We start from the raw sequence: 15,207 nt of genomic DNA, 5'->3' as shown, positions 1-15,207 counted from the left end.
TTATATTTTTATCTTCTTATTCTATCTTTTTTAAATCATTATTTAAAATAATGGAACCGGACTCCCCTATTTTATAAGACACTTTATGATCACCATATTGTAAATTTAAAACCTTTGAAGTTTTGGATGTAATTTTGGTTTGTTTTAACCTTCCGTTTTCCCATTCTATATCAACTTCAAAACCTCCTCTGGCTTTTAAGCCTTTAACAACACCTTTGTTCCAAGCACCTGGAAGAGCCGGTAATAACCGGATGTTATCATCATGAGATTGAATTAGCATTTCTGCTATTCCTGCTGTTCCTCCCATATTACCATCTAATTGAAAAGGCGGATGCGCACAAAGTAGGTTGCTATAAGTACCTCCTCCAATAACCATTTCAAACCCTTCATCTGTAGTAGTCTTTAAAAGCCTTCTAATAATTTTATGTGCTCTGTTTCCATCCTGTAACCTGGCCCAAAAATTAATTTTCCAACCTAATGACCATCCTGTTCCCTCATCGCCACGGGCGTTTAATGATACTTTGGCCGCTTCAGCTAACTCAGGTGTTTTTTCTATGGAAATTTGTTTCCCGGGGTGCAAAGCAAATAAATGGGACACATGCCTGTGCTTGCTTTCCGGGTCATCTACATCTTCTTTCCATTCTTGTAATTGTCCCCATTTACCTATTTTAGGAGAAAGTATTTTTGATTTTGCCGCTACAACTTTTTGCCTAAACTCATCGTCTATTCCTAATGCCTCACACGCGCTTATACAGTTAGTAAACAAATCCCAGGCAATTTGAAGGTCCATAGAAGCTCCTGCAGAAATACCACCATGTTCCGGCGAATACGATGGAGAAGACACCAAATACCCTTCTTTATCCTGAACTAAATAATCCAGCCAAAACAGTGCTGCTTCCTTCATAATAGGAAATCCCTGTTGCTCCAAGTATGCTTTATCGCGGGTGAAATCATAATGTTCCCAGGCATGTTGGCTTAACCAACCAGCTCCTCCCGGAAAAAATCCCCATGGGAAGCCCCAACCCGGAGCTGTATACCCAAACGGATTATTCATAGTATTAACTATCCAACCATCTGCATTAAAAAAGTTTGAAGCCGATACTTTCCCAGGCTCGATTAATGTTTCCACATAGTCAATTAAAGGCTCATGGCATTCACTTAAATTAGCAACCTCTGCAGGCCAATAGATCATTTCTATATTGATATTCATATGATAATCTGATGCCCAGGGTGGTGCCACCTTATCATTCCATTTACCTTGTAAATTTGCAGGCATAGAACCTGGTCTTGAACTGCTTATTAATAAATACCTTCCATATTGAAAATACAAAGCTTCAAGGGATGGATCTTCTTTACCGGTTTCATATACCTTAAGTCTTTTATCTGTGGGCCATTCTGAAATAGCTGATGTTTCAAGCTCTAATACCACTCTGTTAAAAAGTGACTGGTAATCCTCTTTATGTTCTTCTTTTAAAGTTTTGAAAGATTTCGCCTTTGCACTATTTATCTTAGTTATATTTTTAGACATAAAATCGTTTCCAACATAAGTAGGGTAATCTGACTTATATTCTGTTCCGGCAACCAATCTTAAGGTTAGACTTTTAGTCCCTTTTATTTTTATTTTCTCTTCTTCAAATACAATTTGTCCGCCTTCAATTTCAACATGCATTCTGGATCCGAACCGCATTCCATTGTTCTCTAGCGCTCCTTCAACAATTAATTGATTGTCTTCAAAAGTATAGTTTACATTTTTGTGGGGTGTTGTGAATTCAATACCGTAGTCCACACCCTCTTTAGCATCATTCTCAAATTTAAATACCAACACATTATCTGGGTGATTCGCAAAATAGGTTCTTTTATGACTGACCTCATCGGCTGTATATGCTACACTTGCTATGGCATTATCAATATCCAGTTCTCTTCTATAATTACTAATCTTACCGGAATTATCTACATCAATATAGAGGTCCCCAAAAGCCTGATAGGCTCCGAAACCTTCCCAAAATTGATGACTGTTATTCTTTTTTATTATTCCTGTTAATTCAGTACTTGCTAACTGGTGCGCTTCTTTAAATTCCCCTTCATTTAATAATTGACGAATTTTTGGTAAATGCTTATAGGCATCTGTTCTATTACCTCCATTATATTCATCCCATTCTCCAGGGCCACCCACCCATAAGGATTCTTCATTGAACTGAATACGTTCTTGTTCAATGCCTCCAAAAACCATGGCTCCCATATAACCATTGCCTATAGGAAGTGCTTCGCGCATCCATGATGTGGCAGGTTGTTCATACCATAATTTCAATGCAATTGCATCATTTCCTTTTACATTTGCGGTTCTTTTGCTTTCAGAGCAACTGAATAATAAAATAGCACATAACAGAAACATACATTTTAATATCTTCTTACTTTTACTCAAAATTCTCATAGGGTTTTCAAAAAATATTTACTTTAAATTTAAGAGTAGCAAATTAGTAAAACACATACTGACAATCTTCAAAGCCTTTAACCATTGCCTGTACTTAATTTGCATCTTAGCCCCTAATGTCCATCCGAAAATATGCTAATACAAATTCGATTCATTTATTAAACCCCTAATTAATTAAAAAGTGTTAAGCTTAGATAATAAAATTTATAGTATGTGCTTGTTTATTATTTGAAGACTTACCCAAATAGTTAGAATAGTGCAATTAAGTATACTTTTAAAGCTTTGCTATTGGCTTTATTTTGCTAATAACTATATGTTAAATTTGAATTATGCCACAACCTTAATTATACTCAGTTATATCATTATCTTTGAAGCCTTGAATATAGAGTTTGACTGTTAAATTGTCTTTAAATTGAAAATCAATACCTTTTACTTTCTTTACAAAAGGCAGATTAGCATCAATGATAATATTATTAATAATTGAACCACAATCAATGCAACATAACTTACAATAAAAAAGTGCTTAATTAATAATTCTAACTTTTTAATCATACTTTTAACCTATTTAGATTATTTGCCTTATTTAATATCTTCATTCATAAAGACATCTTCTTTTCTTTTGTAAGGCGTAAGATTTAAATTCTTAATTTTCTTATTATAACTTGCACTGACTATGGTATTATATGGTGCATGCAGTTTAAAATCAACCTGCCACTTTTTGGGCCATGAGGGTAAAATTCGAATTTCTTTTCCATCAGTTTGCAATAACATTTCCTGAAGCCCTATCATACCGGCCCCTCCCCAATTATGATCAGGAACCCAATCATGTCCCGGGCCCCAAAAAACCGGAAACCGCCTTTCGGAATCTTGCATTTTTTTTATGGTTAGCGCTTTAGCTTCATCTGTCAAACCCAACCGAGCACAAAAAATATTATCTTGATGCCAACTCACATAATTTTTTTGTATGGGATCGTCTATACCATATTTCCAGGTATCTATAGCCACTTGTAAATCGGGTTTTCCCAAGCCATAAATTCCATAAGGATATACAGGATATAGTTGTGGAATCTCTTGATTTGAAAAGTATTCCCACGACGTTGCCGGAGCAATGGTTTTATGTCCGTTCATATCCCGGAATTGAATTGATGGAACTGATTCTAAAAATGTCTTATAATATGCTTTTCTTTCCTGCGACAAATAAGCTTCCGGAAGCTCCAAAAGCCGCTTGACAACTGTTTTTAAGCCGGCAATAGTTTGTACTGGGTTTTTGGCTATTTTATAAGTTTCACAGGCTGTGCCTGGATAAATTACCAAGTGTCCATTTTCATCGAGTTCTTTTCCGTTTAGCTTTTTATTCCAATAACGATAATGATTATCAAAAAAGCTGAGTGTACTTTCTATCAGCGGAATATATTGATTAATATCCTGTCCTGTAAATTGCTCTGCGTCCAATATCATCAAGCAAAACTCCAAAACTGTATCATATTGATCGGACACCCATGGATTGTTTAAATACCCGGGATCCATTACTTTAAGGGAATCTCCATTACTTTTTTTCAGATATCGGGTACTGTATTTTTCTTTTCTTGGCCCTAAACCCTCATCCCCCCATTTGTATTGGTAAATACCGGCATATGGCAGTCCGAATGTTTGAGGGTGTTCAGGGAAGGCGGCTCCTTTATGCCCCCAGTAACTTTCTGTTCTTAATTCAACATTTTTTAGAATGCCTTTATAAAAATCAAACTGGGTTTGCATCATATCAAAATCCCCTGATTTTAACATGGGCCAATAGATCAAACGCTGATTTTGTGCCGTAAAACTCCCACCTCCCCATTGTCTGAAATCTGGTGTAGCATTGGGATAGTAATCCAACACCAAATGGGGATCGTAAGTAAACAGCCCTCCATTAAACTTGGTGGGGTATTTTCCATAGGCATTGCATCCTAGCATATAACGGAACAATTGATAGTTTCTACCTATCTGCCAGCCTTTGTTATTTTCTTTATCTTTTGCATTTTCATTAATTACAATATGGCTCCTGTCCCAAAACTGTTGCCACCAATCCAGGTTTTTCTGCCATCTTTCAAATTTTGATATTTTTGATTTTGATAGCTCTTCTAATCCATCTTGCCAGCTTTTCTCTGTTTCTGAATTGGCTATGTTGAGTTGAATAGTTATTTCTTGCTTAGTCTGCGGTGTATTACTTACTAGCATCCAACCCTTAAAATCCGTATTTAAGTAACGCCCGGATACCGTTTTTGAAAAAGACATATGCTCTCCCTGCATACTTCCCCCAAAAGTCAAGTCTTTTTGTGGGTTCCACAATTTTTCTTTAACAGGAACAAGATGCTGTTGTGTTACTTCTTTATCAAACACCAAGTCATTATTGCGATTTCGATGATACCAAATTACTTTTTTATTGCTATGTCTTATCGAATCTTTATAAGTGGTTACTGAGATCTGCTCTGGGGTAGTCGTATTAAAACTCATACATTGCATACGTTCATTTGCCGCTAATTCATGATCTTCAGCACGCCAGGTTTCATATGTACTTTTTACTGAAATAGGTATAGAACTTTCTATATCTACATGAATTTCAGGACGGAAAACCTCAACCCATAATTTTATAGTGGCTTCTACTTCTTTATTTTTTCCGGTAATATATATGCAGCCTTCGCGTAGGTTTAACTCTTGTTTAAACGTAGCTCCTGTTCCTTTAAAGGGATTGGGTTCCAATTGAATTCTGGTTCGCCCCAGTTTGAGCATGGTATTGTTCTCATCAAACGTACCGCTTCGAGACATATAGAAAAGCATATCTCCTTTTTCTACCCACACATTACAGCCTATATCTCCTCCGCCTACCGGCATAGATTCGGAAGAATTTTTACTTTGAGTATCCCATATTACATTGTATTGATCTATGTAATCAATGTTAATATCCTTGATCTCATTCTTACATGAAAGCACGATAAAGCATAAGATTAAGTATTGGCTTATTTGTTTCATTATAACATTTTTTTTAATCTAAGTTTCTCTCCTAGTTTAGTATCAATTTCTAGCATATCTCCTTTCATTTTCCTTGTTTTTGACATATTACTCTTAACCTCTACATCTTTGCCGGCCCAGGGATTTTTAAATTTTAAAGTCTTCCCTTTCTCACTTGTAATTTTCACATAGGTAACCTGGCTATCCGATAACTCAGAAGAGACAAGGAAAGCTCCAAAAGTTCTCAGGTTATAAAAACGGGCGTCTTTATCCTTTGGCCAGACAGGAAATACTCGCAACACTCCTGCATGCCCCATACATAACATCTCGTTAATAGTATTGGGTACAGTACTGAAGTTTTCTATGCCATGGGGGTTTTCGAGTTGAAAACCATTGGAATATGTGTTTTGGGAATACCTGCGTAACTCCTGGAGTATGATATTCGGTTCATAACCTACACGTACAGCGGCGGGAAAAAAACTGTTGGAACCATTATTATCGATCCATCGTTGCATAGCTTCGATGGTATTATAAGCCACCTTTAATAATTCCGGATCACTATCCAAATGTATTTGGCCGGCAGGGTAAATATGTTGAATTCCCAACGTATTACCTTCAGCCCATGCCATTCCCTTTTCGGTATATCTAAATACACTTTTTCCATCATGCTCCTGGTAAGTGTAATTCGATAAATTGTCAAGGATATGTTGCCACCGATTGTTACGATCTTGATCTACTCCTAAGTCTTTGCTCATATCAATTGCCGTTTGCATTACTAGACGAACCAGCCCTAACGAAAGAATTGGGTTCTTATCACCTACTGATCCCTCATGTATAGCATCTTTGTAAATCACATATCGATTACCTTCCCAGGTCAAGTAACCTTCCCAGAAAATGGCTACTCCTTTTACAAAAGGATAATATATTTTAGTATATTCCTTATCATAAGTTGAATAAAAGTGTTGCGCCATATTTACTATGCTGTATGACGAATTACTTTTTTGTCCAAAAAACAACCCTTCATCTTCTACATTTCCTTCTTCAATCCAATTGGAACGCTGCTTCGTCATCAATTCATTTTTTCGGGTTGTTTCAATGCCTAAAGGCCCAGCTCCCACAGGTAACAGGATTCCATCTTCTATGCCACAGATTGTTTTAGCATAATACTCACCCCGTTCCTGCTGTGCTAGAATAGGCATATTGGATGGAACCGCCTGTTCGATATGATTAGAGGAAAACAATCCATAAAACGGAGCGAAATGATTATAATTTAAATGATAATCACCATTCCAATGTGGACGTTCTTGTGTAATACATGTTCCAAAAATTGCGGGTGGAAAGTCTTTATCGCGACTTAAACTCCCCATACTATAATTTGAGAGATAGTATTGTTTTTCTATTACGGATTCTCCTATATCTATATAGGATTTTGACCAAAAGTCTTTCCACCAGGTTTCATGACGGGCTTCAACAGCTAGTAAATCTCTGTTATTTATGGCTCCTGCTCTTTTTACAACAGCCTTTAAACAGTCATCACTCTTAAAATTACTGGAAAAGGTAACTACAATAAAAACTGGTTTTCCTTCTTTAAGTTTAAAGCTATTTGTATTACTTCCCAAGATGGAAAGAGCACAGGCAGCTTTGGATGGAATATCTACATCTTCTTCAAACCCTCTTGAAATATAACTTATACCTTCATCGGTCATCCCCTGTTTGGTTGTTGCAGGGAAAATTAAATCTAACGGTGGGTTATTGATTAGTTCATGGCTATCAGGAAGGTCAAGATGAACATTCCCTACTAATTCTCCTTTACCACTAAGGCTTACCTCAACCACCATAAGATCCTCGATAGCAGAAACATAAGTCTTTAAGCGAACCTTCTGTTTTGCTTTAGAGAAAGATGAGTAGGTTTTCGCATCGTACAAATTCTGTTCAACTAAATACGACGCTCCCTTCAATTCAGGAATATCAATGATTATTTTCCCTAATACAGCCGGAAAAGATTGGTTAAAGGATGACTTTAAGCGCCAAAAATCGTTTCGAGCTAAATAATAGGTTTGGCTTTCGGGGTTTCCTGATAGTGCCTCCCCTGTAAACCCGTTTCCAAGCATGGGTGCATCAACAGAATAAGGAACCGGAATTCTAGCGGGTGGTTTTGAAAAAACTGCTGAAATACCTTGAACAGGAGATCTATTCTCTTCATAGACATCCATAGCAAAAATATCCTTTTCTTCTTTTACCTCCTTAATTTTGTTAATACATGATACCAAAATTAAAAGAAAACAACCTGTAAGCGTTTTATTCATTTTATATCTTTAATGTGTTTCTTTATTCCTTTTTTCAAGTATCTGACTGGTTAGTTTAGCCCTTTTAGCATTTATCGGATATAAATAAACGGCTACAATAGCCAGTAATGCTGTAATGGTTGGCCCCCCCGATAAAAACAAGCGCATTTTTGTAAATGTTTGCGGTGCCTGATTTGCTCCTAAATCAGGATTGAACGCAGCAAAGGCAAGTGCCAAACCTGTGCCTAAATACGCAAGTGATACCACCATTTTTTCCAACCAAGAGAATACAGCTCCAAAAATCCCTTCCCGACGCTGCCCATAATGGAGTTCATCTTCATCACAGATATCTGCCATCATAGACCCCAGCATAATCTTAACAGCTACCCACATAGGACCACATAACAAAGGATCAATAAGAATGATTGGGTCTAATTGCAAGATAGTAAAACCAAGGTTGAGATTATAAATAGTATGTCCTGGTGTAAAAATATACCACTTCATAATCCCTCCAAAGGCCATTAGAGAATATACAAAAAACAAAGCTCCTTTTTTGTCAAATTTTTTAGCCAGAAACGAAATAACAGGAATGGAAGCAAAACCTACTACACCATATCCGGTAGTCAATATTGCTTTTTGTAACAACCCGTTGCCCAAATTACCATCATTCATAAAATAGATTAATAAATACTGATCTATGCCCATGGCCAATACCCCTGAAAGCACGTTAAGCACAACGATGATGACCAGCAATACAAAGGGTTTACTCGAAAAAGCACCTTTAATACTGTTCCAAAGTTTTACTTTTTGTTTCTTTTTCACTTTGGGTTTAAACCGCTCTTTTACAAATAAGCCCGGTAAGACACCTGCCAGAGCCATAAAAACAACGCCTACAATCAAGGCCATTACAGTAACGCCTTCCATATTCAAGTCGGTTGCACCTGCTACCAGGACAAGGCCTATGGTAGTAGCGAAGGGAAGCATCCAGCCTCCCAGCAGTTCACCCAATTTGTGAAAAAAAGCCATAAAGGACATGACTTTAGTTCTTTCATGATAATCTGGTGTCATTTCATAAGACAGGGCTGTCAATGGTACAGAAAAAATAGTGTAAGCTGTAAAAAATAACAGTTGTAACACAATAAAATAGGTCAGTTTTTCACCCTCACTCCAACTTTGAGGAGCCAACCAAAGCAATGCAAACAATATACCCATGGTAATGGCACCAAATACAATGAACGGACGTCTGCGCCCCCATTTGGATTGGAAATTATCAGATATTTTCCCCATAAGCGGGTCTGTTATGGAATCCCAAATTCTGGGTACCATAAGGGCTACTCCTATCCAAGCAGTATTTACCCCTAAAAGGATGTTGTATACAGGGTATGCCAAAATACTAATGGATGCATAACCAAAAAACATAGACAATGCACCTATACCCAAAACTATTTTTTCGTAAAGAGGCACTTTATGTATTATATTATCAATATTAGAATATGTTTCCTGCTTACTCATACTTTTTCTTGTTATTTGTATTACTCTTCAATAAAAACCTCTATATTTTGTTTCTCCAAGCCATCTGAAATAGCACTCACTTTTACAATACCGCTGGTAGTACCTCCTTTTAAAAGTATAGTTGCTATCCCTGCTTCCGAAATGCTTGGGTTATCTCCAATGAGTTCTGCATCGCCTTCTACATCAAACTTCACTTTATTGGTTGCTAATGGTACATAGTTCTCATTTTTATCCATGATTTTAGCATATATAAAAACCGCATCGTTACACCCTGACTGTAAAGGTTTATTGGATTTATCTATAAACAGCTCAATTTTTGCCGGTTTCTCCGGTGTGGTTACACTTGTTTCTGCTACCTGTTTTCCGTTTGCAAAACCTTTTGCTGTTAAGGTTCCTTTTTGATAGGCTACATTTTTAAACGTAAATGGAGGGTGTTTGAGATTTGTTGAATTCTTATCTGTATCCGGTTGTCTTTTTTCAATACGTTTGCCATTAAGCCATAGCTCTATTGTATCACAATTGCTATAGATTTTCACGCGATTATATGATGGATCGTTCCAATAATTAGCAATAAACAATACGGGATCTTCTTTATCTAACACTTGTTGGCTACTATAGAAATAATAGGCAAATTTTGGTAGCCTGAAAATGTCCATGATTCCTGAACTTTCTATATCCGGAGCATAACCCCGGTTATAATCAAACATCAGCCAATTAGCATCTCCGGCTGCTGTATTATATAAATTATCATTGTGTGATTCCTGATAATTATAAGCCTGCTGTGCCAAACATTTTTGTCCTTCTGCTCTTAACTGACGGGAGTTGCGCTCATTATCTTTTAAATCACTAAAGGCCGTTTGATTAAAGCCTGCATTTTGGGCATAGTATTCCCAATCTCCATACTCTGCAATTAACAATGGCCTATCATTATCGTATTTTTTCCAATAATCCGGTGCTGTTGCATGTTGCCTGGCCGGAATAAATATATCATAAGCATAATCTATCCAACCACAACTATAGGTCTGATTTCCGGGAAATTCCTCATGTACAATAGCATGAGCTTTGTCCATAAAGGGCTTTGACATATCCGATTCATTTAGTGATGCCTCCCATAAAATAACACAAGGATGATTTCTATCGCGACGTATTACCTGACGTATATCCTTATAACAATTTTCCTGAAAGGTTTCATCTCCAAAAAATTGCCACCCGGGAATAGCATCCATGACTAAAAGCCCCAGCTTATCACAAGCTTTCATAAAAGACTCTGATTGTGGATAGTGGGACAATCTCACAAAATTGAATCCTGCTTGTTTTATTTTATAGGCATCCCGATATTGGGCATTATCAGATAAAGCATAACCTATATAAGGATATTCCTGATGGCGGTTGGTACCTCTTAAGTTGTATTTTTTTCCGTTTAAATAAAATCCTTTTTTGTCAAATTTTATTGAGCGGATTCCAAAAGTGGTTTCCTTACTATCTACAATAATATTGCCTTTTAATAAAAAAGTTTTCAGAGTATATAATTCCGGAGACTCAGGAGACCATAAATCCGGATTTTCTATATCAATTTCTGTAACAAAACAATCAGATTCCTTACTTAAAACATCTTTGAATTGACTTGTTTGAGTTTGCACTAACTTACCTGAAGCGCTATAAATATTGCTTTGAATTTTCAAAGCTTCCGAAACTTCGGAATCATTTAAAATGTCAGTTTTTATATTAAGCTTTGCTTTGTTAGCTGTTGCTTCCAAGGTTTGAACAAAAACACCTCCACCAGCTACAATATTGGTCTGAATTGGGTGGGTTATATGAATCTTATCTTTTATAATTAAGTGAACATTGCGATACAAACCACTAAACCAGTTAAAATCCAATTCAGCAATTGGTTTCCCCGGAGGTACTTGTAGATTGTCCTCATTATTTAATTTTACGGTTATTACGTTTTCCTTATCAAAATAGATTTTATCCGTTAACTCTACATAAAATGGCAAGTATCCCCCATCATGGCGCATTATTAATTTATCATTCAACCATACTTCTGCTAGTTGCATAGCTCCTTCAAAATATAGAGCAATATGTTTTCCCTGGTGTTTGGAATCTACTTTAAATCTTTTTCTGTACCAACAGTTTCCTTGCCATTGTTGTTTATCAATTACAGCCGGCTCTATATTAGCTGTATGTGGCAGAGAAGCATTTTTCCAATTTTCATCTCTTTGTTTTTTAAATTTCCAGTTTTGATTGAAACTATAAATTTCTCTTTTTGTAGCTTCTTGTGTTTTAGTAGCGCAGCTATAAATCAGTAGCCCCATAAGTAATAGTGTTATTTGTCTTTTAAGTTGAATGTTATATGCAATTTTTATCATTTATATTTTTTTGAAATCGCTCTTTTAGAGGGTTTATAATTAGCCTATATAATATTTCTATACTTTATGAAATCTTAAGACTTGTTAATATTTATAGCCTTAAAACTTTTTGAGAACCAAAAGAGTCATTCTTATTTCCAATAAGCAATATATGTTGGATGCGAGCGGGCAATAATTTATTAAGGAAGATTGACTTTAAATTTTTCATTATGAATTACTAATTGACTTTAATTAACTGTACAGCATCATTATTTTTAGTTACGATTAGTGCTTTTTTCCCTTGTACCTTTTCTCCAATATGTATTATAGCGGCATCTTTTACATCACCTTTTATAAACAACCCCGATTTTTGCCCAGGGATCACCTTAAAATCCCCTTGCCCGTTTCCTTTTAAAAAATGACCGTAACTTGCATCGTTTCTGGGTGTTTCTACTTCAGACTCATAAAGGTTTCCTAACAATACTAAATCTTTATACCCGTCGTCATCAAAATCCTCAACCAAAATTTTATTGATTGAAGATATTTGTACTGCATTGTCAAAAGGTGTGAATTCTAATTGAGTATGGTCATGACATCTAAAAATGCCACTTGCAAAATTGGTAACTTTGTGTACTATAGATTCATTTAGTGCCTCTCCGTAAACATCCTTTAATTCTGCCTTTCCAAAGGCATCATAGGTTTCAAACTTTTCCTTAATGAATGGCATCTGGTTAGAGCTGCATTCACGTCCCCGTAAGGGAAATACTTTTTGATCTTCATGATAAGCTAGGACAATATCTTCAGAATTATTTTTGTCAAAATCGTTAATATACATATAAAATGGAGTGTCCTGAGATGCTTTATATTTATAGTTTAATCCCAAATTTCCAGCAATAAAATCAGTATCTCCATCACCATCAATATCATTAGCCGCAATACTGTACCACCAACCTTTTTGATGTGCCATACCATATTGCGATGTTTTCTTTATAAAACCGGGGTTTTGGTTTTTGAAAATATCTATGGTTCCCCACTCATTGGTTAGTACCAGATCCAACATATTGTCCTTATCGAAATCTACCCATAAAGCATCTGTTACCATAGTATAGTTTGTTATTTCCGGTGCAATAATCTCTGTTTTGTCTACAAATTTTATATGCCCCGGTTCACTTTTATTTTCTAAAATGAAACTTTTAGAGAATTGTCCGTAATGCATAGGTTTTACCCGGCTTCCAACAAACAAATCTAAGTCGTTATCATTATCATAATCACCAGCTGTAACCTTTAATCCACTAGTTGTAATTTGTGGAATGGCACTGTTTGATCTCACCAAACGCCCATTTCCCATGTTTTCATAGAAGCGGTCCTCGTAATACCGAGCATTGGGTGTACTTTCATTACCTCCACTTACAACATATAAATCCTGATCACCATCACCATCGGCATCAAAGAACAAGGCTCCCGTATCTTCATGTTGTTTGTCTTTTTCAAATATCGGTATGACTGACTCTTCAAACTTTCCGTTATTAGTTTGTAGATACAGGGCTCCTGCTTGTCCCTTACCTCCTCCAATATAAAAATCGTCCAGGCCATCATTGTTAACATCGGCCACACCCAATCCCGGTCCTATTTGTGACATTTTATGGGGTATTAATGGCTCTACCTTAAAGTCGTTATACTTATTCTCTCTATGCTGAAATGCAACACCAAAAGCTTTCGTAGCATCTTTGAACAAATAGTTGCTTTTTCTTAAGTTTTCTGGAATAAATTTGCCTGTTGGTTTATATTGAATTGTTAAAGTCTGATTTGCTTTTATGTTATATTGATATTGCAAATTTCCATCCGGCCACCTTACAATAAGGGTATCAATTTTTTCACCTGTTCCAAGTCCAAAATGCAAAGCATCTGCCATGGCAGATTGAAACCCTCTGGAAATATAATTCTCGGCTATTTGAAGGGCTCCCTGACTAATAATTTCTACTCGTGCTCCTATAGCATTTTTATTTTGATTTGTTCCTTCTAATCTTATTTTGATGTAGTTATTGTTATTTCCTGAATTATTTCTGTAGATAAAAGCTTTATCATCTGAATTATTAACAACCATATCGATATCGCCATCGTTATCAAAATCGGCATAAGCCGCACCGTTTGAACTTGTTTTGGGTTGTTTTATACGAATATCATGAAACGTAAAATCCCGGTTGTTTAATTTGAAAATATTTTCCTGTTTTCGAGTAGGCATTTTTTTTAAGAGGTCCCTTATATAAGCTTTCTTATCTAACTTTCTTTTCCTTTTTGCCTCCTCTTGTTTTTCTTTTTTATAAACAGCAAAATCGTTATTTCTAAAATCCCGTTTAATTCCGTTTGAAACAAATATATCTTTGTACCCATCATTGTTCATATCAAACAACAAAGGCGACCAACTCCAATCTGTACTACTTATACCAGCCAATTGAGCTATATCTGAAAACAGCGGAATACTATCCTCCCTGTTTATACCATTGTTGATTTGCAAGGCATTGTACATGTATTGATGATGTAATCCCAATGCAACAGTATTCTCAAATTTTTTGGTATCCATACCACTCATACTGATCTTTTGGGAATAATTATCTTGTGCCATCATATCTAGAGACATGATGTCCAGCAAACCATCATTATTAATATCTGCTATATCACTGCCCATGGAAAAGTTAGATACATGCCCAAAACTTTGTAAGGACACTTCTTTAAATGTGCCATCTTGATTGTTTAAATACAAATGGTCTTTTTCTGAATAATCATGGGCTGTATATATATCCGGCCAACCATCATTGTTTACATCACCTATAGAACACCCCAAAGCAAAGCTTAGCCGATTATTAACTATACCCGATTTTGTGGTTACTTCCTTAAAAACACCTTTTTCATTCTTATACAATTGCTCTCCGGAATCATTTGAACGCTGTGAGATTAAAAGGGGTATATCTTCATCATCATAAACATCCAATTCATGATTTATCAAGAATAAATCCAAATCGCCGTCCAAATCATAATCAAAAAAGTTTGCCTGTGTTGATTGTGCCGAAATATCCAAGCCATATGTTTGAGCCTCCTCTTCAAAATGCGGAATCCCATCCTTATCAACTCCTTTATTAACTAATAGCTCATTTTTTTTATGTTCGGAATTGGGTATTCTTCCCGATTTTGAGATGTAGATATCCCATAGCCCATCATTATTGATATCTACTACTGTAACACCAGTAGGCCAACCAAAGCCCCCTTTGGTATTAGACGCTTTTGTAACATTTTGAAATTCTAAATCACCTTTATTTAAGTACAAGTGATTTGCTCTTCTATTGCTTACAAAGTAAATATCTATTAAACTGTCATTATTAAAATCAGCTGTGGCCACTCCTGCACCATTGTAATAGTATTCATAAAAAAACCCATTCATATAAGTGGTTTCATCCAATTGATTATGGAATGTAATATCTGTTTCATTTTCAAACAAAACGGTAAAGAAGTCCTGCTTAGAATTTGTCCTTTTACATGAACTTAGCAGAACACAACAAAAAAACAGCGATACAAGAATTCGAATCATTACTGATCAATTAATAATAGGAAAGAAAAGCCTTCTCATTATATCTGAGTAAATAATGAAAAG

General features: G+C 35.9%; 6 protein-coding genes. All 6 read right to left on the bottom strand.

Annotation, left to right across the window (positions count from 1 at the left end):
• Positions 1-16 precede the first annotated feature (16 nt).
• A complete protein-coding gene (locus tag VOI54_RS15710) occupies positions 17-2,392 on the bottom strand; it encodes a glycoside hydrolase family 95 protein (protein ID WP_326284030.1) in 2,376 nt (791 codons plus the stop codon).
• 618 nt (positions 2,393-3,010) lie between these two features.
• Positions 3,011-5,437 carry a DUF5703 domain-containing protein gene (locus tag VOI54_RS15705; protein WP_326284029.1) on the bottom strand — a complete coding sequence of 809 codons (2,427 nt, stop codon included), beginning with the start codon at positions 5,435-5,437 and terminating at the stop codon, positions 3,011-3,013.
• Entirely contained in the window at positions 5,437-7,722 is a 2,286-nt protein-coding gene (locus VOI54_RS15700) for a glycosyl hydrolase family 95 catalytic domain-containing protein (protein ID WP_326284027.1), read from the bottom strand. The genes VOI54_RS15705 and VOI54_RS15700 overlap by 1 nt, the downstream gene beginning before the upstream one ends.
• A 9-nt stretch (positions 7,723-7,731) precedes the next feature.
• Entirely contained in the window at positions 7,732-9,213 is a 1,482-nt protein-coding gene (locus VOI54_RS15695) for an MFS transporter (RefSeq protein WP_326284026.1), read from the bottom strand.
• A gap of 20 nt (positions 9,214-9,233) precedes the next feature.
• On the bottom strand, positions 9,234-11,582 hold the full coding sequence (locus VOI54_RS15690) for a glycoside hydrolase family 2 protein (RefSeq protein ID WP_326284025.1): 2,349 nt from the start codon (positions 11,580-11,582) through the stop codon (positions 9,234-9,236).
• A 217-nt stretch (positions 11,583-11,799) separates the two neighbouring features.
• Positions 11,800-15,144, bottom strand: coding sequence for a VCBS repeat-containing protein (locus VOI54_RS15685; protein WP_326284024.1), 3,345 nt, complete (start codon positions 15,142-15,144; stop codon positions 11,800-11,802).
• Between the last annotated feature and the right edge of the window lie 63 nt (positions 15,145-15,207).

The organism is Alterotamlana spongicola (assembly GCF_035818475.1).
GTDB lineage: Bacteria > Bacteroidota > Bacteroidia > Flavobacteriales > Flavobacteriaceae > Cognatitamlana.
Note: the sequence above shows the minus strand (reverse complement) of the source record. Positions and strands in the feature narration are given on the sequence as shown.